The organism is Ralstonia psammae, assembly GCF_958405935.1.
Classification (GTDB): Bacteria; Pseudomonadota; Gammaproteobacteria; order Burkholderiales; family Burkholderiaceae; genus Ralstonia; species Ralstonia psammae.
On the sequence record NZ_CATZBU010000002.1, the window covers coordinates 182,369 to 205,403 of the forward strand.

Annotated in this window: 21 protein-coding genes; 3 read left to right on the top strand and 18 right to left on the bottom strand. The window is 63.1% G+C overall.

The window, feature by feature from the left end:
- Nucleotides 1-3 precede the first annotated feature (3 nt).
- The 9 genes from R2N16_RS04500 to R2N16_RS04540 all read right to left on the bottom strand — a co-directional run bounded on the left by R2N16_RS04500 (nt 4) and on the right by R2N16_RS04540 (nt 8,070).
- Nucleotides 4-258: a hypothetical protein gene (locus R2N16_RS04500; RefSeq protein WP_316664357.1), complete on the bottom strand. Its 255-nt coding sequence runs from the start codon at nt 256-258 to the stop codon at nt 4-6.
- The gene (locus R2N16_RS04505; RefSeq protein ID WP_316664358.1) at nt 255-482 is read right to left on the bottom strand and encodes a FixH family protein; all 228 of its coding nucleotides are present in this window, start codon (nt 480-482) and stop codon (nt 255-257) included. The genes R2N16_RS04500 and R2N16_RS04505 overlap by 4 nt, the downstream gene beginning before the upstream one ends.
- A gap of 26 nt (nt 483-508) precedes the next feature.
- Nucleotides 509-1,972 carry a cytochrome c oxidase accessory protein CcoG gene (gene ccoG / locus R2N16_RS04510; RefSeq protein ID WP_316664359.1) on the bottom strand — a complete coding sequence of 488 codons (1,464 nt, stop codon included), beginning with the start codon at nt 1,970-1,972 and terminating at the stop codon, nt 509-511.
- Entirely contained in the window at nt 1,969-2,892 is a 924-nt protein-coding gene (ccoP, locus tag R2N16_RS04515) for a cytochrome-c oxidase, cbb3-type subunit III (protein ID WP_316664360.1), read from the bottom strand. The genes ccoG and ccoP overlap by 4 nt, the downstream gene beginning before the upstream one ends.
- Nucleotides 2,893-2,904: 12 nt before the next feature.
- Nucleotides 2,905-3,087: a cbb3-type cytochrome oxidase subunit 3 gene (locus tag R2N16_RS04520; protein ID WP_316664361.1), complete on the bottom strand. Its 183-nt coding sequence runs from the start codon at nt 3,085-3,087 to the stop codon at nt 2,905-2,907.
- A 3-nt stretch (nt 3,088-3,090) separates the two neighbouring features.
- A complete protein-coding gene (ccoO, locus tag R2N16_RS04525; RefSeq protein WP_316664362.1) occupies nt 3,091-3,774 on the bottom strand; it encodes a cytochrome-c oxidase, cbb3-type subunit II in 684 nt (227 codons plus the stop codon).
- A gap of 10 nt (nt 3,775-3,784) precedes the next feature.
- Entirely contained in the window at nt 3,785-5,242 is a 1,458-nt protein-coding gene (gene ccoN, locus R2N16_RS04530; RefSeq protein ID WP_316664363.1) for a cytochrome-c oxidase, cbb3-type subunit I, read from the bottom strand.
- A 95-nt stretch (nt 5,243-5,337) separates the two neighbouring features.
- The gene (ccoS, locus tag R2N16_RS04535; protein ID WP_316664364.1) at nt 5,338-5,517 is read right to left on the bottom strand and encodes a cbb3-type cytochrome oxidase assembly protein CcoS; all 180 of its coding nucleotides are present in this window, start codon (nt 5,515-5,517) and stop codon (nt 5,338-5,340) included.
- 9 nt (nt 5,518-5,526) lie between these two features.
- Nucleotides 5,527-8,070 carry a heavy metal translocating P-type ATPase gene (locus tag R2N16_RS04540; protein ID WP_316664365.1) on the bottom strand — a complete coding sequence of 848 codons (2,544 nt, stop codon included), beginning with the start codon at nt 8,068-8,070 and terminating at the stop codon, nt 5,527-5,529.
- Between the two features lie 177 nt (nt 8,071-8,247).
- On the opposite strand from R2N16_RS04540, the gene R2N16_RS04545 reads away from it, so the two are divergent.
- On the top strand, nt 8,248-9,090 hold the full coding sequence (locus R2N16_RS04545; protein WP_316664366.1) for a 2-phosphosulfolactate phosphatase: 843 nt from the start codon (nt 8,248-8,250) through the stop codon (nt 9,088-9,090).
- Nucleotides 9,091-9,124: 34 nt separating this feature from the next.
- Here the strand turns inward: R2N16_RS04545 and zapE are convergent, their stop codons facing one another.
- The 9 genes from zapE to ugpB form a co-directional block, all read right to left on the bottom strand.
- The gene (gene zapE / locus R2N16_RS04550; protein ID WP_316664367.1) at nt 9,125-10,222 is read right to left on the bottom strand and encodes a cell division protein ZapE; all 1,098 of its coding nucleotides are present in this window, start codon (nt 10,220-10,222) and stop codon (nt 9,125-9,127) included.
- A gap of 101 nt (nt 10,223-10,323) precedes the next feature.
- Nucleotides 10,324-11,760, bottom strand: a complete 1,437-nt coding sequence (gene lpdA, locus R2N16_RS04555; protein ID WP_316664368.1) for a dihydrolipoyl dehydrogenase — start codon at nt 11,758-11,760, stop codon at nt 10,324-10,326.
- 67 nt (nt 11,761-11,827) lie between these two features.
- A complete protein-coding gene (gene odhB, locus R2N16_RS04560) occupies nt 11,828-13,084 on the bottom strand; it encodes a 2-oxoglutarate dehydrogenase complex dihydrolipoyllysine-residue succinyltransferase (RefSeq protein WP_316664369.1) in 1,257 nt (418 codons plus the stop codon).
- Between the two features lie 134 nt (nt 13,085-13,218).
- Entirely contained in the window at nt 13,219-16,083 is a 2,865-nt protein-coding gene (locus R2N16_RS04565; protein ID WP_316664370.1) for a 2-oxoglutarate dehydrogenase E1 component, read from the bottom strand.
- A gap of 291 nt (nt 16,084-16,374) precedes the next feature.
- Nucleotides 16,375-17,127 (bottom strand): glycerophosphodiester phosphodiesterase, encoded by a 753-nt coding sequence (gene ugpQ, locus R2N16_RS04570; RefSeq protein ID WP_316664371.1) that lies wholly within the window; start codon nt 17,125-17,127, stop codon nt 16,375-16,377.
- Complete coding sequence (locus tag R2N16_RS04575) at nt 17,124-18,221, bottom strand: sn-glycerol-3-phosphate import ATP-binding protein UgpC (protein WP_316664372.1); 1,098 nt, start codon at nt 18,219-18,221, stop codon at nt 17,124-17,126. The genes ugpQ and R2N16_RS04575 overlap by 4 nt, the downstream gene beginning before the upstream one ends.
- Nucleotides 18,222-18,231: 10 nt before the next feature.
- Nucleotides 18,232-19,080: a sn-glycerol-3-phosphate ABC transporter permease UgpE gene (gene ugpE / locus R2N16_RS04580; protein ID WP_316664373.1), complete on the bottom strand. Its 849-nt coding sequence runs from the start codon at nt 19,078-19,080 to the stop codon at nt 18,232-18,234.
- 19 nt (nt 19,081-19,099) lie between these two features.
- On the bottom strand, nt 19,100-19,981 hold the full coding sequence (gene ugpA / locus R2N16_RS04585; RefSeq protein WP_316664374.1) for a sn-glycerol-3-phosphate ABC transporter permease UgpA: 882 nt from the start codon (nt 19,979-19,981) through the stop codon (nt 19,100-19,102).
- A gap of 76 nt (nt 19,982-20,057) precedes the next feature.
- The gene (gene ugpB, locus R2N16_RS04590; protein ID WP_316664842.1) at nt 20,058-21,374 is read right to left on the bottom strand and encodes a sn-glycerol-3-phosphate ABC transporter substrate-binding protein UgpB; all 1,317 of its coding nucleotides are present in this window, start codon (nt 21,372-21,374) and stop codon (nt 20,058-20,060) included.
- A gap of 197 nt (nt 21,375-21,571) precedes the next feature.
- Here ugpB and R2N16_RS04595 point away from each other — a divergent pair, with 197 nt between their 5' ends.
- Nucleotides 21,572-22,465 carry an HAD-IIB family hydrolase gene (locus R2N16_RS04595; protein WP_316664375.1) on the top strand — a complete coding sequence of 298 codons (894 nt, stop codon included), beginning with the start codon at nt 21,572-21,574 and terminating at the stop codon, nt 22,463-22,465.
- 166 nt (nt 22,466-22,631) lie between these two features.
- Nucleotides 22,632-22,961: a hypothetical protein gene (locus tag R2N16_RS04600; RefSeq protein ID WP_316664376.1), complete on the top strand. Its 330-nt coding sequence runs from the start codon at nt 22,632-22,634 to the stop codon at nt 22,959-22,961.
- Nucleotides 22,962-23,035: the final 74 nt, after the last annotated feature.

The window sequence follows — 23,035 nt, forward strand, 5'->3', positions numbered from 1 at the left end:
CGCTCACACGAGCGGGTGTTCATGCGCTTCGAGTTTGCCGATGCCCGGCGACACATAGAGCGTCAGCGCGCTCGACAATCCGCACAGCAACCAGAACAAAAAGAACGACATGGTGTAGACCGCCTGGGCCGACACCGTGATCTGTTCGCCGAAGAAGCGCAGGTCGGCGGGGTCCACCACCGCAAAGACCACCAGCTCAGCCAGCGCGGCCGACAGAAATGCCGGCCACAGAATCCACATCAGCAGTCGACGCTTCATCGGGCCTCCGCGTGGATGGCATGCGCCGGTGCGACGGCCGTCTTTTCGACGACTAAACCGCGCCGCACGACGTTGTCGTGAATAACGGCATCGGGATGTGACATGGCCAGCCAGATGGTGACGCCACAGCCGATCATGGCGACGAACGGCCCGGCCATCAGCAGCCACGGCCAGGGCTCGCGCCACCAGGGACGGACCGGTGCGGAAGATTGCGTTGCGTGCATCGTTGCCTCCTGTTGGGGATGCCGCGTCAGCGCGGCACGATGAAGCTCGACGGTTCGCGCAGTACGAGGCTGTCGCTACCGCTGTCTGCATGGATGACGAAGCGGATCTTGTGCGAGCCTGGGGCGGCGTCGTCGGCCGGCCGGCGTACACGCACGGGCAGCAGCCGGTTGGCCGCCGGCGGCAGTTCCAGTGTGGTCGACTCACCGCGACCGCCCTGCACGTCCAGTTCCGGCATGCCCTCTGCGGTGATGGTCACGCGCACGGGGTGCTCGGACGCGTTCATCAGCTGCAGGCGATAAACGTTCTCGATCTTGCCGCCTTCCACTTCACGCGCCAGTGCACCGCGATCGCGAATCACGTCAACCTTGAGAGGCTGACGCATCGCCAATGCCACGATGAAGCCGGCGATGAGGACCAGCATGATCCCGGTATAGATCAGCACGCGCGGGCGCAGCAGATGCCGAAGGGCTTCCTTCGGACTGAGCCGATCACGCATCGCCCGCTCCGACGTATAGCGGATCAGACCGCGCGGGTAGCGCATCTTGTCCATGACCTGATCGCAGGCGTCAATGCAGGCGCCGCAACCAATGCATTCGTATTGCAGCCCTTGGCGGATGTCGATGCCGGTCGGGCACACCTGTACACAGATGCTGCAATCGACACAGGAACCGAGACCCTGTGCTTCGAAATCGGCGTTGCGCGAACGGCTGCCGCGCGGCTCGCCGCGCTGGGTGTCATAAGTGACGACGTAGGTATCGGGATCGACCATCACGCTCTGGAAACGAGCGTAGGGACACATGTAGCGGCACACTTGCTCGCGCATGAAACCGGCGTTGCCCCATGTCGCGAATGCGTAGAAGAGCATCCAGAACGTCTGCCAAGGGCCGAGCGACAGCGTCCAGGTCTCCATGCCCAGGTCGCGGATCGGCGTGAAGAAGCCGACGAAAGTGAAGCCCGTCCACAGCGCGATCAGCACCCAGGCTGAATGCTTGGTGGCCTTGAGACGCAGCTTGCGCAGGCTCCAACGCTCACCGTCGAGCCGGATGCGGGCAAAGCGGTCGCCTTCGACATGCCGCTCGATCCACATGAAGATTTCGGTGTAGACCGTCTGAGGGCAGGCATAGCCGCAAAAGAGCCGCCCCGCCACCGCCGTAAACAGGAACAGCGCCAGCGCCGAAAGCACCAGCAGCACCGTCAGATAAATGACATCCTGTGGCCACAACACGAGGCCAAAGAGGTAGAACTTGCGCGCACCCAGGTCGAACAGCACGGCTTGGCGACCGTTCCACTGGAACCACGGCAAGCCATAGAAGATGGCTTGCGTGGCCAGCACCAGCCAGACGCGCCAACGCGCAAAGGCGCCGGTCACGGCGCGCGGATAGATCTTGCGCCGGACCTCATAGAGCATCTGCTCGGTCGGTGCGTCCTCGGCGCCCGCCGCCGCAGTAGCGGGCGTCATCGGGCGCCAGGCTGGCTCGTTGTTGCTCATTGCGCGTGACTCGTGTTGCTGTTCGACAGACCCCAGACATAAGCTGCCAGCATCCGGATCTTCTCCGGCGAGAGCAGGTTCTCGTGTGCCGGCATCGTGTTGTCCCGGCCCTTGAGGATGGTCTCGACGATGGTCGCTTCCGAGCTGCCATACAGCCAGACGCGGTCCGTCAGGTTAGGTGCGCCGAGCGCCTGGTTGCCCTTGCCGGTTGCCATGTGGCAGGCCGCGCAGACCGACTTGAAGGTCGGTTCGCCGCGTGCTGCCTTGATCGGGTCGTAAGACAGGCCCGACAGCGAGCGCACGTAGTTGGCCACGTTGACAGCCTGATTGCCGTCCACCACCGCCGCCAGCGACGGCATGACGCCGTGACGCCCCTTGGTGATGGTGGTCAGGATCGTCTCGGGCTCTCCGCCGTACAACCAGTCGTTGTCGGTCAGATTCGGAAAGCCCTTCGAGCCGCCGGCGTCCGAGCCATGGCACTGCGCACAGTTGTTCATGAACAGGCGCTGGCCGATCTCATGGGCCTGCGGGTCCGCGGCGATCTGCTTGATGTCCGTGCCGGCATAGCGCTCATAGAGCGGGCGGACCTGCGCGTCGGCCGCCGCACGCTGCGAGGCCAGCTCGCCGCGCGTGGAGAAACCAAGCACCCCGCCGTATGCGCCCAAGCCCGGGTAGAGGATCAGGTACCCCAAAGCAAAGATGCACGACAGCAGGAACATCCACATCCACCAGCGCGGCAGCGGATTGTTCAGTTCGCGCAAATCGCCATCCCAGACGTGACCGGTATCTTCACCGGCGCTGTGCCCGGGAGCCACTTGAATACGCCGCTGGGAGAACAGCAGCCAGATGCACCACACGATGCCGACCAAGGCGATCGCTGCGATGTAATACCCCCAGAAATCCGAAATGAAGTCGCTCATGATTCTGTGTCCTTATTGATGCGGGCGCGACGCATCTGCGCGCATACCAGCGACCTCGGTCTCATCGGGCAGCAGGAACGGCAGCATGGCCGACTCCGCATTGGCAGCGCGACGATGCGCGGAGAATGCCCACCAGGTGATGCCGACGAACAGCACGAGAAAAACGGCAGTCGCGATTGCACTCAGCATGGCCATGGCTTACTCCTTGGCGGCAACGGTGGCAGGCGCAGCAGCAGGGCCGACAGCCATGTCCCGGACGTTGCGCAGTTCCACACCGAGGCCTTGCAGATAGGCGACCACAGCGTCTTCTTCCGTCTTACCGGCGAGCTGCTCGCGCGCACCGGCGATCTGTGCATCCGTGTACGGCACACCGAGCTGGCGCAGCACGTGCATCTTCTTTTCGATGTCGCTGTTGTCCAGCGGCGTCTTCGACAGCCATGCATATGACGGCATATTCGATTCGGGCACCACTTCACGCGGGTCGCGCAAGTGAATGCGGTGCCAGTCATCCGAGTAGCGTTGCCCCACGCGCGCCAGGTCCGGACCCGTGCGCTTGGAACCCCACAGGAACGGATGATCGAAGACCGACTCACCTGCCAGCGAATAGTGGCCGTAGCGTTCGGTTTCGGCGCGAAGCGTACGCACCTGTTGCGAGTGGCAGCCGACACAGCCTTCGCGGATGTAGATGTCGCGGCCCGCGAGACGCAGCGGCGAATACGGCGCAATGCCGTTGACGGGCTCAGTGGTCGAATGCTGGAAGAACAGCGGCAGGATCTGCACCAGCCCTGCAATGCTGACCACCACGAGCGTCAGCACGATCAGGAACCCGATGTTCTTTTCCAGCGTCTCGTGCGAGAAAAAGCGATTGGATTGGTTGCTCATGTTCGTCTCCTCACTGTGCCGCGACCATCGGGGCCTGGGCTGGTTGAGGAATGGGCGCGTCAATGGCCTTGCTGCCCTGGACAGTTTTGAACACGTTGAATGCCATCAGCAGCATGCCGCCCAGGAAGCACAGGCCACCCAGCAAGCGAATCACATAGAACGGATACGTTGCCTTGACGGCCTCGACAAAGCTGTAGGTCAGCGTGCCGTCGGCCTCGGTGGCGCGCCACATCAGGCCTTGCATCACACCGGCAACCCACATGGCGGCGATGTAGAGCACCACGCCGATAGTCGCCACCCAGAAGTGCACCTCGATCAGGCGCGTGCTGTACATCTTCTGCTGGCCGAACAGGCGCGGGATCATGTAGTACATCGAACCGATGGTGATCATCGCCACCCAGCCCAGGGCGCCGGAGTGCACGTGGCCGATCGTCCAGTCCGAGTAGTGCGACAGCGCATTCACGGTCTTGATGGACATCATCGAGCCCTCGAACGTTGCCATGCCGTAGAACGACAGCGCCACCACGAGGAACTTCAGGATCGGGTCGGTGCGCAGTTTGTGCCAGGCACCCGAGAGGGTCATGATCCCGTTGATCATGCCGCCCCACGACGGCGCAAGCAGGATCAGCGAAAACACCATGCCGAGCGACTGGGCCCAGTCGGGCAGCGCGGTGTATTGCAGGTGGTGCGGACCCGCCCACATGTAGGTGAAGTTCAGCGCCCAGAAGTGCACGATCGACAGGCGATACGAATAGATCGGGCGTTCGGCCTGCTTGGGCACGAAGTAATACATCATGCCCAGGAAGCTGGTGGTCAGGAAGAAGCCCACTGCGTTGTGGCCATACCACCATTGCACCATTGCGTCCTGCACGCCGGCATAAGCCGAGTACGACTTCCACATCGACACCGGCAACTCAGCGTTGTTGACGATATGCAGCAGCGCGATCGTGATGATGTAGGCGCCGAAGAACCAGTTGGCCACGTAGATGTGCCGGGTCTTGCGCTTGACGATGGTGCCGAAGAAGACGATCGCGTAGGCCACCCACACCACGGTGATCAGGATGTCGATCGGCCATTCGAGTTCGGCGTATTCCTTCGAGCTTGTGTAGCCCAGCGGCAGGGTGATCGCGGCCGCCACGATCACGGCCTGCCAGCCCCAGAACGTGAAGGCGGCAAGCTTGTCGGACAGCAGGCGCACCTGGCAGGTACGCTGCACGATGTAGTAAGACGTCGCAAACAGCGCGCTGCCGCCAAACGCAAAGATGACGGCATTCGTGTGCAGCGGACGCAGCCGGCCGTAGGTCAGCCAAGGCACCCCGAAATTCAGTTGCGGCCAGATCAACTGGGCCGCGATCAGCGCACCGACCGCCATACCGACGATGCCCCAGACGATCGTCATGATCGAGAACTGGCGAACAACGCGGTAGTTGAAGGTCTGGATGGGCTGCAATGCGCTGGACGATTGCATGCTTGCTCCCCGAGAGTGTTGGTTTGATAGGGTCATGTTAAGAATCGGGCGACATTCGAGCCTTGACGTGCATCAAGGCACCCTAGGCAACGTGGTCAAGTAGTTCCGTCCCGCGACATTGCGTCGCGCACAGGGGTATCAGGGTCGAGCAGAATCGATTCAGCAGGCGCCTTGAGATCGTCGTACTGACCCGAGCCGACAGCCCACCACAGCACCCCGACAATCGCCATCACCAACATCAGCGACAGCGGAATCAGCAGGAACAGCGTTTCCATTTCGGCTCCTCAGGCGGCGCGTGACAAACGCCACGCATTGAGCGCCACCAGCAACGACGACACCGACATGCCGATGCCTGCCTCCAGCGGCGACAGCCACCCCAGCGTGGCGAGCGGAATGCTGATCGCGTTGTAGGCGAAAGCCCAGCCGAGGTTCTGGCGCACCACGCGCAATGTGCGGCGGCCAATCGACACGGCCTCGCTGATGGCAAGCAGGCGCGGCTCGGTGAGGATGGCGTCGGCGCCCGCCTGGGCCAGCGGCGCACCCGACCCAATGGCGATGGAAACCTGCGCCTGTGCAAGCAACGGCGCATCGTTGATGCCGTCGCCGACGGCCAGCACGCGAGCGCCGTCCGCCTGCAGCTTGCGTACATAGGCGCGCTTTTCTTCGGGGCTGACGCCGCCCACGGCGCGGTCGATGCCAAGGCGGTTGGCCCACCAGTGCACGGTCTCAGACGCATCGCCGGAAACGAGATGCAAGCGCAAACCCTGCGCACGCAACGCACTCAGGCACGCAGGCGCATCGGCACGCGGCGTATCGGCCAGGGTAAAGCGCGCGAGCGGTTGGCCATCGCGGCCAAGCCAGACCGATGTGCATGCGGCCGCCGGCGGCACCTCCTCCATCGGCGTTTCCGTGCCGTACCGAATGGAAGCGACAGACTGATTTGCGTAGTGCATGGCCGCGAACGACTGCGTGCCCAACCGCATCAACTGGTGGTCGGTCATGGCATACACGCCCTGCCCCGGCACGTTGGTCACGCGCCCCAACGCGGGCAACGGCAACGCATTTGTGGTGGCGGCGCGTAACGACTGAGCGATCGGATGATTCTCGGCTTGCTCCATCGCGCATGCCAATGCGAGACAGTGCTCAGCATCCACATCGGCGAAGGTCTCGATGCTCAGCAGGCGCAAACGCCCCTCGGTGAGCGTACCGGTCTTGTCGAGCAGCACATCTGTAACGGCCGCCAGGCTTTCGATGGCATGCCCCCGCGTGACCAGCACGCCGCGCCGTGCCAGCGCACCGCTGGCTGCGGCCAGCGCAGACGGCGTGGCCAACGACAGCGCGCATGGGCAACTCACCACCAGCACCGCCACGGTGACGGCAAACACGCGTGTCGGATCGACCCACCACCACGCGATGGCCGTCAGCAGGGCCCAACCGAGCAGCACAGCCACAAAGCGTCCAGCCACACGATCGGCGAGTTCAGCCATGCGAGGCTTGTCAGTCAAGGCGCGTTCAAGCAGATCGACGATGGCGGCAAGGCGCGTCTGTGTGCCCACGCGGTTCACACGCACGCGAATGGCGCTGACCACGTTGTAGCTGCCTGCCAGCACGGTCGCACCCACGTCGCGCGGGCGCGGCACACTCTCACCGGAGAGAAGCGATTCGTCGATCTCAGTAATGCCGTGTTCAATGGTGCCGTCTGCGGGCAGGACTTCACCGGCGCGCACTTCCACGCAATCGCCTTGCTGCAGGGTGGCAACAGGGATGGTTTCGAGCGCGCCGCTTTCGACATTGATACGCCGGCAGATGGCCGGCAACTGACGCACCAACGCTTCGGCGCCGGAAGCTGCGCTCTGCCGCGCACGCAGTTCGAGATAACGCGCTGCAAGCAGGAACGCGACGAACATCGTTACTGAATCGAAATACGTTTCGCCATGGCCGCGCAGGGTGGCGAATACGCTGGCAATGAACGCTGCGCCGATCCCCAGCGCCACGGGCACGTCCATGCCAACGTGCGCATGCCGGACTTGCCGCCACGCGTTGACGAAAATCGGTCGCGCAGAAATCAACACCACCGGCACGGTCAACACCAGGCTGGCCCACTGCATCAGGCGGGTCTGGCTCGCGGGGATGTCGCTGCCGTGCAGGTACACCGGCCACGCGTACATCATCACTTGCATCATCCCGAGCATCGCCAGGCCTAAGCGGATCAGCAGGCTGCGGCGTTCACGCGCCTCGGCTGTGCGGCGGGCAGACGGCTGGTCCGGCCAGGCTTCATATCCGACGTCGGCAATGGCGGCAAACACCGTGGACAGCCGCATCGCCCCAGCATCTCCCACGATGCGCACACGTTCCGTGGCGTAATTGACGGTGGCCTCGCGCACGCCCGGCACGCGTGATAGCGCGCGCTCGATCAGCCAGACGCACGCGGCGCAACGCATGCCGCTGATGGCGAGGGAGAGTTCTTCCGCGCCATCAGCACGTGTACGCATGAAGCGCTCACGCATGACGGGCAGATCGTAGGTGGCCCAAACGGCTTCGGCTTCGTTGCGGCGGTCACCTTCGATGGGCTTGGCGAAGGCGATTGGACCGTCATAGACGTGGCCCATGCCAGAGGCGTGCAGCGTTTGAGCAACGGCTTGGCAGCCGGCGCAGCAAAATGCCCGAGACCGACCACCGATGTCAGCACGGAGCGCGGTGGTGCCGTCCAGGGGCGATGCGCAGTGATAGCAGGTGACGTGCGACGCGCCTGCCCCGCTCGGGCCAATAGGCGAGCCTGTGCCGGCAACCGGCGCGGTTGGATGGGTGGGGGCGAATGTCGTCGTCATTATGAGGACGATGCTAGCCAGCATCTCCGGGCTCGCCCTTGATACGCATCAAGCACGGCGCAATCAGAATCACCGGAAGATGCGGTCCTCAGCGCACTCCAGGGGTCCCCTGCCCTCCCATAAAAAATTTGGCCGCCTATAGTGGATAGCTGAACCAGGCAAACAGGAGGGCGCGACATGGCAACCGAATTCAGCCTGTACAACATCCACTGTGAATGGGGCGAGCACGGAGCATCCGCGCTGGCGCCACATTGCGACGCCGTCATCGTGGTGGACGTGCTGTCCTTCTGCACCTGTGTGGATGTGGCCGTGGCGCGCGGGGCACGCATCTATCCGTACCCGTGGCGCGACGCGAGCGCTGAAACCTTCGCGCGCCGGGCCGGTGCCATGCTGGCAGGCTACAACCGCAGCCAAGCGGGATATACGCTCTCGCCGACATCGCTGCGTGAATTGCCCCTCGGCAGTAGCCTGGTCCTGCCCTCGCCCAATGGCGCAACGCTGGCACTCGCCACCGGATCGACGCCGACGTTTGCAGGTTGCCTGCGCAACGCGCGCGCGGTGGCAGAAGCCGCATCGCGGCTGGGCCGCCGCGTGGCCGTAGTGGCGTCAGGAGAACGCTGGGCCGACGGCAGTCTGCGCCCCGCACTGGAAGACTGGCTAGCCGCCGGCGCCATCGTGCACCACCTGTCGGAAACGGTGGCGGGCTTCCTGCCGCAAGCGTTGTCGCCCGAAGCACTGGCCGCCCGCGCGATCTATCGCGAGGCGTCGCAGACCGGCATGATGAAAGCGTGGCTGCTCGATTCCGTGTCGGGCCGCGAGCTGTGCGAACGCGGCTTTACCGAAGACGTGACCATGGCCTCGCAAACCGATGTGAGCAACGTCGCGCCGATGTTGGTGGAAGGCGCGTTCCGCAACGTCAACCGCAAGACCGAGCGCCTGCCGCAGGACTTCTTTGGCGCAAACCTGCGGCCCTCACAGGCACCGCCATCACACCGCAACCCGCCCCCGACGTCGCACTAGGCACTGGGCACGGGGCACTAGGCAATAGGCGAAATCACGTCAGTGACGTGTCCACTTCGCGGCGAGGTGCCTCGAGGTACTCGCGCGACTGCATCTCGACGATGCGCGATACGGTGCGCTGGAATTCGTTGGCCATCTGGCCTTCGGTGTACAGCTCGTCCGCCGGCACCTCCGCCGACATCAGCAGCTTCACCTTGTGGTCATAAAACACGTCGATCAGCCAGGTGAAGCGGCGCGCCTCGGACGCCATGCGCGGCGTCATCTTCGGCACATCAGCCAGGACAACAGTGTGAAAGCGCGAGGCGATTTCCAGGTAATCGTTCTGTGAGCGCGGGCCACCGCACAGCGTGGCGAAATCGAACCACACCGCGCCTCCAGCCTTGCGGGCTGCGCGAATCTCACGATGCTCGATGCGCAGCACCGGCGATTCGTCCGGCACTTCCGCCACTGCCGCAAACGCATCGCGCAACGCCGAGTTGGCCTTGGCGCCCAACGGCGTGTAGTACGCCTGCACCTGCTCCATCGCACGCTTGCGGTAATCGACGCCTGCGTCGACGTTCAGGACGTCAAGCTTCTCCTGCAGCAGCGCAATGGCCGGCAGCACGCGGTCGCGGTGCAGACCGTCCGGATACAGCAAGTCGGGCCGGTAGTTGGACGTCATCACAAACTGCACACCGTTGGCAAACAGCTGATCGAGCAAGCGGTGCAGGATCATCGCGTCGGCAACATCGCTGACGTGGAATTCGTCAAAGCAGATCAAGCGGTAGCGCTTGGCGATGCGGCGGGCCAGCTCGTCCAGCGGATCAGCGCGACCGCGCAGCTCTTCCAGCTGGCGATGCACTTCGCGCATGAACTCGTGAAAGTGCAGACGCGTCTTGCGCACCAGTGGCACGCAGCTATAGAACGCATCCATCAGGAATGACTTGCCGCGCCCCACTCCGCCCCACATGTAGACGCCACGGGGCAAATCGGGGCGCACGAGCATCTTGCGCAGCGCATTCGAACGGCGGCCCTTGTAGACAACCCATTCGTCGTAGCACCGCTGCAGGCGATCGACGGCACGTTGTTGCGCTTCGTCGGGCCGGTAGCCACGCGCCTTCAATTCCTGTAGGTAGGTTTCCTGGACGTTCATCTGCTTGATGTGCTTGGGGCACTGTTTGCGGGCCCAAATGGACTGATGCCCGGCAATCTTGTGGATTCACCGGGCATCATGCTCGCCTTGCGGCTTGCGATTTACATATTGAGCTGACGCTTGTCGACGGCCAGCGCGGCTTCGCGCATCACTTCCGACATCGACGGGTGCGGGTGGCAGATGCGGCCGATGTCTTCAGCTGCAGCCTTAAACTCCATCGCCACCACGGCTTCGGCAACCAGGTCCGATGCGTTGGCAGCGACGATGTGCACGCCCAGGATTTCATCGGTCTTCGCATCGGCGATGACCTTCACGAAACCGTCAGATGCGCCCATGCCCAGCGCACGGCCGTTAGCCATGAACGGGAACTGGCCAGCCTTGGTCTCGCGGCCTTCGGCCTTGAGCTGCTGTTCCGTCTTGCCTACCCATGCGATTTCCGGGTACGTGTAGATGACCCACGGAATGCAGTTGTAGTCGATGTGCGGCTTCTGGCCGACGATGCGCTCGGCCACGGCCACGCCTTCATCTTCTGCCTTGTGCGCCAGCATCGGCCCACGCACCACGTCGCCGATCGCCCACAGGTTCGGCAGCTTGGTCGCGCAGTGCTCGTCGACCTCGATAAAGCCACGCTGATCCGCCGCCAGGCCGATCGCTTCCAGGCCCAGGTTGTCGGTGTTCGGCACGCGGCCGATCGACACGATGAGCTTGTCGCACTCCAGAACTTGTGCGGCGCCGGCAGCGTCGGTGTAGTTCACCTTCACGCCCTTGGCCGACGACTCGATCTCACCGACCTTCACGCCGACGTTGATCTTCAGGCCCTGCTTGGTCAGCAGCTTGTTGGCTTCCTTGGCAACGGATTCGTCAGCCGCACCGAGGAAGCTCGGCAGCGCTTCCAGAATCGTCACTTCGGCACCCAGACGGCGCCACACCGAGCCCAGCTCCAGGCCGATCACGCCGGCGCCGATCACGCCCAGCTTCTTCGGCACTTCGCCAAACTTCAGTGCGCCTTCGTTGTCGGCAATGGTCACATTGTCGACTTTCACGCCCGGCAGATGGCGAGCCTTCGAGCCCGTGGCAATGATCACGTGCTTGGCGGTCACGACTTCCGTGCCGGCCTTGCCCGCGATCTCGACCTGATAGCCCGCGTCGGTCTTGCCGACGAACTTGCCGTGACCCTTGAGCAACGTCACCTTGTTCTTGCGGAACAGGAACTCGATGCCCTTCGTCATCTTGCCGACGATGTCGTCCTTGCGCTTGAGCATCTTGGCCACGTCGACCTTGACGCCGTCCACCGTGATGCCGTGGTCGGCCAGATGGTGGTTCACGTTCTCGAACTCTTCCGACGAGGCCAGCAGGGCCTTCGAAGGAATGCAGCCCACGTTCAGGCAGGTGCCGCCCAGGCGCGGCTCGCCCTTCGGATCGTCGTAGGCGTTGTCTTCGCAGCAGGCCACGTTCAGGCCCAACTGGCCAGCGCGGATGGCGGCGATGTAGCCACCGGGGCCGGCGCCGATCACCAGCACGTCAAATTCTTTGCTCATGGAGAAATCCTCGATTCGGACGCTGCCGCGCACAGCGGGCAGCGTCTCGTGTCATCAACGCAGTCGATTACAGGTCCAGCAGCAGGCGGGCCGGATCTTCCAGCGCTTCCTTCATGGCGACCAGGCCCAGCACGGCTTCGCGGCCGTCAATGATGCGGTGGTCGTAGGACATGGCCAGGTAGTTCATCGGGCGAACGACAACTTGGCCGTTTTCCACCACGGCGCGGTCCTTCGTGGCGTGCACGCCCAGGATGGCCGATTGCGGCGGGTTGATGATCGGGGTCGACAGCATCGAGCCGAACGTGCCGCCGTTCGAGATCGAGAACGTGCCGCCGGTCAGGTCGTCCAGCGTCAGCTTGCCGTCCTTGGCTTTCTGGCCGAACTCGGCAATCTTCTTCTCGATATCTGCCAGGCTCATCTGGTCGGCATTGCGCAGGATAGGCACCACCAGGCCGCGCGGCGAGCCGACAGCGATACCGATGTCGAAGTAGCCGTGGTAGACGATGTCGTTGCCGTCAACCGACGCGTTGATCACGGGGTACTTCTTCAGCGCATGAACAGCCGCCTTCACGAAGAACGACATGAAGCCCAGCTTGACGCCGTGGGTCTTCTCGAACTGGTCCTTGAACTTGGCGCGCAAGTCCATCACCGGCTTCATGTTGACTTCGTTGAAGGTGGTGAGGATGGCGTTGGTCGATTGCGACTGCACCAGGCGCTCGGCGATACGGGCACGCAGGCGGCTCATCGGCACGCGCTCTTCGGGGCGATCGCCCAGGGCGGCGAAGTCCACCGGTGCGGCGACTTGCTGCAGCGCCGGACGTGCGGCTTGCGGAGCAGCAGCGGCTGCAGGCTTGGCGCCACCAGCCACGGCACCCAGCACGTCACCCTTGGTGATGCGGCCATCGCGGCCCGTGCCGGCCACTTGGCCAGCCGACAGGTTGTTCTCAGCCATGAGCTTGGCAGCCGACGGCATGGCCACGCCACCCGCAGCAGCTGCGGCGGCCGGAGCGGCAGCGGCAGGCGCCGGAGCAGCGGCTGCGGGAGCCGGAGCAGCAGCCACCGGTGCAGCGGCGCCTGCCTTGCCTTCGGTGTCGATCTTGGCCAGCAGCTGTTCCGACGTGACGGTTGCGCCGTCCGCCACCAGCACTTCAGCAAGCACGCCAGCCGACGGGGCCGGCACTTCCAGCACGACCTTGTCGGTCTCGACTTCGATCAGGATTTCGTCCTGGGCCACGGCTTCGCCGGGCTTTTTCTTCCAGGAGATCAGCGTGCCTTCTTCAACGGACTCGGAGAACTGCGGGACCTTGACTTCAACGATAGCCATTTCGGTGGTTCCTTGGATTCATGTGCGCGTGCTCCGCTTGTTCGGGAGCCGCGCTAATTCGATATAGGGTGGAATTCGGGAGCGAGGATGCGTCAAGGCGACAGCCGAAGCTGCCGCCTTGGTGCAGATGTCGCTTACTTGTTCAGCACAAAGCCCTTGAGCTTGCCAAACGCAGCATCGATCAGCGCCTTCTGCTGCTCGTTGTGCTTTGCGTAGTAGCCCACGGCCGGCGATGCCGATGCCGGGCGGCCTGCGTAGCCCAGCTTCTGACCCTCGGTCATGTTCTCGAGGATGTAGTGCTGCACGAAGAACCAGGCGCCCTGGTTCTGCGGCTCGTCCTGGCACCACACCACTTCGGCAAGGTTCGGATACTTCTTCAGCTCGGCTGCGAACGCCTTGTGCGGGAACGGATAGAGCTGTTCCACACGGATGATGGCCGTGTCAGTCAGGCCACGTTCCTTACGGGCGTTGACCAGGTCGTAGTAGACCTTGCCCGAGCAGGCCACGACGCGCTTGACCTTGGCGGCGTTCAGATCTTCGGCCGTATCGGCGATCACCGTCTCGAAATGGCCCTTGGCCAGATCCGACAATGGCGACACAGCGTCCTTGCTGCGCAGCAGCGACTTCGGCGTCAGGATAATCAGCGGCTTGCGGAACATCCGGATCATCTGGCGGCGCAGCAGGTGGAAGATCTGCGCCGGCGTGGTCGGTTGCACCACTTGCATGTTGTGGTCTGCGCAGAGCTGCAGGTAACGCTCCAGGCGTGCCGAGCTGTGCTCCGGACCTTGGCCCTCGTAGCCGTGCGGCAGCATCAGCGTCAGACCGGAGGCGCGGCCCCACTTCACTTCGCCCGACGAGATGAACTGGTCGATCACCACCTGTGCACCGTTGGCGAAGTCACCGAACTGGGCTTCCCAGATCACCAGGGTGTTCGGCTCAGCCGACGAGTAGCCGTACTCGAAGCCCATCACGGCCTCTTCCGACAGCACCGAGTCGATCACGGTAAAGGGAGCCTGGCTCTCCGACACGTTCTGCAGCGGGATGTAGCTGCCAGCGTCCCAGCGCTCGCGGTTCTGATCGTGCAGCACGGCGTGGCGGTGCGTGAACGTACCGCGGCCAGCATCCTGACCGGTGATACGCACCGGGTAGCCCGAGGCCACCAGCGAGGCGAAGGCCAGGTGCTCGCCCATGCCCCAGTCCAGCGACAGCTCGCCCTTGCCCATCTTGGCGCGGTTGTTGACGACGTTCTCAACCAGCGGGTGCAGCTTGAAGTGATCGGGGATGGCGGTAATACGCTCGGCCAGACGCTTGAGTTCGGCCATTGGCACAGCGGTATCGGCAGCATCCGTCCACTTGCGGTTCAGGAACGGCAGCCAATCCACTGCGAACTTGTTCTTGAAGTTCGACAGAACCGGATCAACCGTGTGCTTGCCCGCATCCATGGCAGCGCGGAATTCCTGCACCAGAGCGTCCGGCTCTTCGGCCTGCAGCGTCTTCTGCGTGACGAGCTTGTCTGCGTAGAGCTTGCGCGTGCCCGGGTGCGTGCCGATCTTCTTGTACATCAGCGGCTGCGTCATCGCCGGCGTGTCTTGCTCGTTGTGACCGAGCTTGCGGAAGCAGATGATGTCGACCGCGATGTCCTTCTGGAACTCCGTACGGAAGTCCACGGCCAGTTGCATGGCCAGCACGACAGCTTCCGGATCGTCGCCATTCACGTGCAGCACCGGCGCTTCGATCATCTTGACCACGTCGGTACAGTACAGCGTCGAGCGCGAGTCGCGCGGGTCCGACGTCGTGAAGCCGATCTGGTTGTTGATGACGATGTGGATCGTGCCGCCCGTGCCGTAACCACGCGTTTGCGCGAGGTTCAGCGTTTCCATCACAACGCCTTGGCCTGCGAAGGCTGCGTCACCGTGCACTTGCACAGCCAGCACTTGCGCGCCGTGCTTGTCGTCGCGGCGCTCCTGGCGCGCCTTGACCGAACCTTCCACGACCGGGTTGACGATTTCCAGGTGCGACGGGTTGAACGCCAGCGACAGGTGGACGGGGCCGCCCGGCGTGGTCACGTCGCTCGAGAAGCCCTTGTGGTACTTCACGTCGCCGGCCGGCAGGTCGTCCACGTGCTTGCCTTCGAATTCGGCAAACAGGTCGGCGGGCATCTTGCCCAGCGTGTTGACCAGCACGTTCAGACGGCCGCGGTGGGCCATGCCGATCACGATTTCCTGCACGCCCTTGGCGCCGGAATGCTGGATCAGTTCGTCCATGGCCGCGATGAAGCTCTCGCCGCCTTCGAGCGAGAAACGCTTCTGACCGACGTACTTGGTATGCAGGAAGCGCTCGAGGCCTTCAGCGGCCGTCAGGCGTTCCAGGATGTGCTTTTTCTTTTCAGCCGAGAACGTCGGCTTGGAGCGGATGGTTTCCAGACGCTCCTGCCACCAGCGCTTTTGCGCCTGGTCGCTGATGTACATGAATTCGGCGCCGATCGAGCCGCAGTACGTTTCGCGCAGGTTGTTGACCAGCTCGCGCAGGCTCATCGATTCCTTGCCGAAGTACGTGTTGCTGGCATTGAAGATGATGTCCTGATCGGCTTCGGTGAAACCGTAGAAAGCCGGGTCCAGATCCGGCACCGGCGGGCGCTCCTGACGCTTGAGCGGGTCAAGATCAGCCCAACGTAGGCCCACATTGCGATACGCGGCAATCAGCTGCGTGGCGGACACGCGCTTGCGACCCATGTCGGAGTCGGCAGACGCGACAATCGTCTTGATCGGGCCGGACTTGGCGCGCTCAGCGAACGACGTGACGATGGGGGCGTGGGGGATATCCCGGGCGTTGGAACCGTCGACGGCGGGGACGTTCTGCAGCGCATCGAAATACGCGCGCAGTGCCTCGCTAACGGACGTGGGATCTTGAAGGTAGGCTTCGTACTGATCTTCGACGTAGGCGGCGTTACCGCCGGACAGGTACGAAGTGTCCAGGTACTGCTTATACAGCTCTGTCATGGGGCGCTCACTTTTCTCCGGGTCTGCCGGAGTTCAGCGGGTTCATCAACCTTCCGCGACACGGCTTGACCGGTTAGCGGATCGCAAACTAAATCGCCTGAAATCACCTGGTCGGACCGGATCGCGCATGGCAGAAAGGAGGTACCGAGACAGCTTTTACAGACAAGTTGTGCGGGAAGGACCTAAGTCTTCACGGAGCGGAAGCATAGCATGTTTATAACGAATATTCCGATTCTTTGACGTGACAAACGACCGTTGTTATGCCACGTCAAAGCCATGCTTTCATCACATTCAAGCGGGCGAAATACGATCCACCCAATCGGTAATCAAGCCGTCCAGTCCCGCGCTCCAGAGCAACTGCGCGCGATCCAGGTCGTTGACCGTATAGCAGCAGACACGAAAGCCTGCGGCGTGTGCCTCGTCAATGATCTCGGGCGTCAGTTCGCGATGGTTGGCATCGAGCGCCACGCAATCCAATGCGCGCAGGCGGTCGAGCCAATCGGCGGGCAGCTTGTCGAGCAGCAAGGCGCGTGGCAATTCCGGCGCCGCCTCGCGTGCGGCAGCCAGCGCATCTTCGGAAAACGACGACAGCAGCGGCGGCACGTCGGCGCCGGCCCACAGCGTGCGGGCGTCCAGTGCGACAGCCGCGCCCGTGCGCCACTCCGCGCCCGGCACCGGTTTGATCTCGATATTGGCGAGGAAGTTGTTGGCGCGCAGGTAGCGCGCGATGCCTGCCAGCGTCGGCACCGGCTCTCCAGCGTAGGCTGGGCTGTGCCAACTGCCTGCGTCCAGTTGCGCGATCTGGCCGAGCGTGAGTGCATCGAGGCGGCCGGCGCCATTGGTAGTGCGATCCAGCGTGGCATCGTGCAACAGGACCGGCGCGCCGTCGCCGGAGAGCTTCACGTCGAATTCGAACATGCGGTAGCCGAACGACGCGCCATGGCGAAAGGCCGCCAGCGTGTTCTCTGGCGCCAGCTTGCCCGCGCCACGGTGGGCAATGGCACGCGGATACGGCCAGGCCGGCAAGGCGCGTGCGCCGATCATGCCAGGACCTCGATGCGGCGCGTGGTCTGCGGGTCGAACCAGTGCAGGTGCTCGGCCGAGGCGGTGATGGGCAGCTTGTCGCCTGCCTTGACGCCGGCGTGAGGCTCAAGGCGCACCACGACCGGATGGCCGGCCAGCGCACCGTACGCGAAGGCATCCGCACCGAGGGCCTCGACAACGCGCACGTCGATAAAGGCGATGGCCTGGTCAGCCGAACATGGCTCGATGTGTTCGGGGCGCAAACCCATCAGCGCGCGTTCGGGCAGGTGAAGGCCCATCGGCAGGTGGCCGAGCGTAGCGGCAGCATCGCCCTCCTTCGCGCCGTCCACTCGGATCTGCGTGCCGCCACCGGCATTGCGTGACACTGGCACGAGGTTCATCGGCGGCGAGCCGATGAAGCCCGCCACGAACGTGCTGGCCGGACGCGAGTACACCTCCAGCGGCGTACCAATCTGTTCGACCCGACCGCCGTTGAGCACCATCATGCGATCGGCCAATGTCATCGCTTCGACCTGATCATGCGTGACGTACAGGCTGGTCGTGCGCAGACGGCGGTGCAGATCCTTCAGCTCCAGGCGCATCTGCACGCGCAGCTTGGCATCCAGGTTGGAGAGCGGCTCGTCGAACAGGAACACCGCCGGCTCACGTACGATCGCGCGGCCCATGGCCACACGCTGGCGTTGCCCGCCCGAGAGCTGGCGCGGCTTGCGATCCAGCAGCTTGCCGAGTTCAAGAATGCCAGCAGCCTGTTGCACACGCGCTTGAATATCGCTCTTGGGCAAGCCGCGAATCTTCAGGCCGTAGGCCATGTTGTCGAACACGCTCATGTGCGGATACAGCGCGTAGTTCTGGAACACCATCGCGATATCGCGCTCGGCCGGTTCCAGCTCGTTGACGACGCGGTCGCCAATCCAGACTTCGCCGCCGGTGATGGGCTCCAGGCCCGCCACCATGCGCAGCAGCGTGGACTTGCCGCAACCCGAGGGGCCGACGATCACGATGAATTCCCCGTCGCCGATTTCCATGTCGATGCCGTGCACGACCTGGAGGTTGGCGTAGTGCTTCTGGACGTTGCGTAGCGAAAGTTTTGCCATCTTGCTTCTTTTACTTTTCGGTTTCGACGAGGCCCTTCACGAACCACCGCTGCATGCCGATCACGATTGCCGCGGGCGGCAACATGGCCAGCATCACGGTGGCCATCAGCAGGTTCCAGTCGGTGGCGGAATCGCCGGAGCGGGAGATCATCTGCGTCACGCCCAGCACAATGGGGGTCATGTTCTTTTCGGTCGTGATCAAGAGCGGCCAGAGGTACTGGTTCCAGCCGTAGATGAACTGGATCACGAACAGTGCAGCGATGCTGGTGCGCGAGAGCGGCAGGACCACGTCCCAAAAGAACTTGAGCGGGCCAGCGCCATCGATGCGCGCGGCTTCGGCCAACTCATCTGGAATGGTCAGGAAGAACTGCCGGAACAGGAACGTAGCCGTGGCCGACGCGATGATCGGAATCGTCAGGCCTGCGTAGGTGTTCAGCATGCCAAGATCTGACACGACCTTGTACGTGGGCAGAATCCGCACTTCCACCGGCAGCATCAACGTGACGAAGATGAGCCAGAAGAACGTCTTGCGCAGCGGAAAGCGGAAATAGACGATCGCGAAGGCCGAAATGATGGAGATCGAGATCTTCCCGAGCGAGATGCCCAGCGCCATGATCAGGCTGTTCATGAGCATGGTGCCGACCGGCGTAGCCGAGTTGCCCATGCCCGACGTGAGCACCGTGCGGTAGTTCTCGATGAGGTGCGGTCCGGGGATCAGCGTCATCGGTGCCTGCAGCACGTCTTCGGCCGTCAATGACGACGCGACAAACACGACGTACACCGGAAACGCCACGACGATCACACCGAGAATCAGCACGACGTGGGTGAGGAAGTCCAGGAATGGACGGCGTTCAATCATGGTGCGTATGCCCTCCCTTTCAGTATTGGACTTTGCGTTCAACGTAACGGAACTGGACGATCGTCAGCACGATCACCAAGCCCATGAGGATCACCGACTGAGCAGCCGATCCACCGATATCGAGCCCGCGCACGCCGTCCTGGTAGACCTTGAACACCAGCGTCTCCGTCGCCTTGAACGGCCCACCCTGCGTGACCGAATCGATAATGGCGAAGGTGTCGAAGAACGCGTACACGACGTTCACTACCATCAGGAAGAACGTGGTGGGCGACAGCAGCGGAAAAACGATCGACCAGAAACGCCTCCACGGCCCGGCGCCGTCAATGGCCGCCGCTTCAATCAGCGACTTCGGAATGCTTTGCAGCCCCGCCAGGAAGAAGAGGAAGTTGTAGCTGATCTGCTTCCACGCCGCGATGATCACGACCAGCGTCAGCGCCTGCCCGCCGTTGAGCACGAAGTTCCAGTCCACGCCCATCTTGCGGATCACGAACGACACGATGCCCAGCGACGGGTTGAAGAGGAAGCTCCACAGCACGCCCGCTACGGCCGGCGCAACGGCATACGGCCAGATCAGCAGGGTCTTGTAGAACGTGGCACCACGCAGCGCGCGATCGGCAAAGTACGCCAGCGCCAGCGAGGTACCCAGACCCACCAGCGCGACGCCAATGGCGAATACGGCCGTGGTCTGGAACGACCCGAGGTAGGTCGGATCGTTGAAGAGATCACGAAAGTTCTCCAGCCCCACGAATTCGAGGTTGATACCGAAGGCATCCTGGCGCAGCAGCGACTGATACAGCGCCTGCCCCGCGGGCCAGAAGAAGAACACCAGAGTGATGACGATCTGCGGGGCGACCAGCAAATACGGCAGCCAGCGCGATCGAAAAACGACGCGTTTTTCCATGCGACATTCCAAAAACGCACCGCCGGCCGGTGCGAGTGCACGAGGCCGGCGGTTTAGACGAGCGCCGACTCGGCGCTTATTCCTTGACGGTCTTCTCGAAGCGGACGAGCAGCTCGTTGCCGCGTGACACTGCCGTGTCCAGCGCATCCTTCGGCGTCTTCTTGCCGGCCCAGACGGCCTCCAGCTCTTCGTCGATCACCTGACGGATCTGCGGGAAGTTGCCCAGACGAATGCCGCGCGACTTGTCAGTCGTCTTGACGATCATCTGCTTGACGGCCACGTCGGCACCCGGGTTCTTCTCATAGAAGCCCGACTTCTTGGTCAGCTCATACGCTTCCAGCGTAACGGGCAGATAGCCCGTCGACTGGTGCCAGTCCGCCTGTACTTCCGGACGCGACAGGAACGTGAAGAACCTCGCCACGCCCTTGTACTCCTCAGCCTTGTGGCCGCCCATCACCCACAGCGAAGCACCACCGATGATCGTATTCTGCGGGGCACCCGGCACGCCAGCTTCGTACGGCAGCGGAGCCGGGCTGAAGTTGAACTTGGCGTTCTTGCGGATGTTCGCCAGCGCCGCCGACGAACCCGTGTGCATGGCGCACTCACCCGCGATGAACTTCGCCTTCGGCTCGTCCTTGCGGCCGGCGTAGGTGAAGTAGCCCTTCTTCTCCATGTCGAGCAGGTTCTCGATGTGCTTGATCTGCACCGGGCCGTTGAAGTTCAAGCGAGCCTTTGCACCGCCAAAGCCGTTGTTCTCTGTGGCGAACGACACGTTGTGCCAAGCCGAGAAGCTCTCCAGATGCACCCACGACTGCCAGTCGGTCGTGTAGCCGCACGACACACCGGCAGCCTTCAGCTTGGCCGCATCGACAGCCACTTCCTGCCACGTTGCGGGCGGCTTGTTCGGGTCAAGGCCGGCCTTCTTGAAGGCGTCCTTGTTGTAATACATGATCGTCGTCGAGCTGTTGAACGGGAACGACAGCATCTCGCCCTTGTTCGACGTGTAGTAACCCGCAACGGCTGGCACATAGGCCTTCGGGTCGAACTTCTCGCCGGCGTCCTTCATGATCTTGGCCACCGGCACGATGGCGCCCTTGGCGTTCATCATCGTCGCGGTACCGACTTCGAACACCTGCAGGATGGCCGGAGCATTGCCGGCACGGAAGGCTGCGATGCCCGCGGCCAGCGATTCATCGTACTGGCCCTTGTAGACCGGCACGATTTTGTAGTCGGACTGGCTGGCGTTGAACTTGGTGGCGATCTCGTTCACCTTGTCGTTCAAGGCGCCTTCCATCGAATGCCACCATTGGATTTCCGTCACTGCGTACGCGCCTTGCGCAAACGTACACGCGGCCAGTACTGCTGCCGCCCCCGCAATCTTCTTGATCGACATCATTTCTCCTTGTTTCGACCCGGCGGGCTCCCTCGCTCCGCCCACGGTGCGCCGACTGTATATGCACGGTCGGTCATTTTTATGACAGCGGGATGTTACTTGGCTTTCTGTCACAAAGAAATCGGGAAATCCCTCCAAGGTTTGGCTTGCAACGGCCGTTAGAATGGATTGAAGACACTCTCTATTGCACCCGCAGCATGCTCGCCCCGCCCACCACTCCTGCCGCTCCGGACTCGCCTGAAACCACGCCCGCCATCGCCGAGCGACGTGTTCCGATGGCGCTGCATCAGCTCTCGGATGATGCACTGCGCAATATCACAGGCGTCTTCACCGACGTGGACGGTACCCTCACCACGCGCGGCAAGCTGCCCGCCCAGACCTATTCGGCTCTGGAGCGCTTGCATCGTGCCGGCATCAAAGTCGTGCCGGTCACAGGCCGTTCGATTGCCTGGTGCGAAGTCATTGCGCGACTGTGGCCCGTTGATGCCGTGATCGGCGAAAACGGCGCGTTTGCCATGCGCGTCGATTCGCGCGGGCATCTGGCTACCGATTTTGTCGACGACGCGCAAACGCGCGCTCGCAACCTGGAGCGCATCCGTGAAGTGGGGGCGGAGATTCGACGTGCGGTGCCGGGTTCGGCGTTGGCCACGGATCAGGCCTGGCACGCGGCGGATCTTGCGGTCGACCACGCCGAGCAAGTCCCGCCGCTGCCGCAGCACGCCGTGCAGCACATCGTCGACATCATGCGCACGCACGGCATGCATGCCACTGTCAGTTCGATCCACGTCAACGGCTGGTTCGGCAAGCACGACAAGCTGAGCGCCAGCGTGTCGCTCGCGCGCCGCGCATTCGGCATCGACTTGCATGCCGAGCGCGAACGCTGGGTGTTCGTGGGCGACTCCGCCAACGATGCGGCAATGTTCGAGTTCTTCCCCCTCTCGGTGGGCGTGGCCAATGTGCTGGACGTGATCGATACGCTGCCCGTGCCGCCCGCTTACATCACGGAGGCCGAAGGCGGCGGCGGCTTCGCCGAAGCAGCCGCACGCATTCTCGAAGCGCGCTCCCCGGCCCTGCCTGCCCCGCGCGCCTGACGCGGCATCCTCGCAGCGCACACGAGCCGAAGTTCCAGCGTCGTTTGCCGCACACGGCACGCCGCTTGCGCCGAAATTGGGCGTTGCACTGCTTTGCACCATGTGACGGCCTCATAACGGTGCATGCGGCGCCAACGCCTTTTCACGCAACCGACAGGAGCCCTCCATGCAAACAGAGAAACTGCGCCAGCGTTTTGAACATGCGGAAAGCACCATCGCCGAACTGGCCCGGACCTGCGCCGCGCACAAGGACGTGCCTGATTTGCTGAAGCAATCGATCCAGCAACTGGACGACCAAGCCCGTCAATGTCACTCGCGCCTGGAAGGCGCCGAAGACCAGCAAACCTTCGTCGAGGCCATCGACAAGCTCGAAGCCTGCTCCGACCGCGCGAAGATGGCCTGCCAGAACGCTACCGGCAAGGTAGACCAGTCCGTGGAATCTGCCGTGATGCGCGCGCACGAAGAGCTGTCACAGCTCAAGCACCAGCTGCACTAAGCGCGACGCGCATTCGCGGGACAAAAAAAAGGGCGGACTCCCTTATCGGAAATCCGCCCAATCCCAATCGCCAA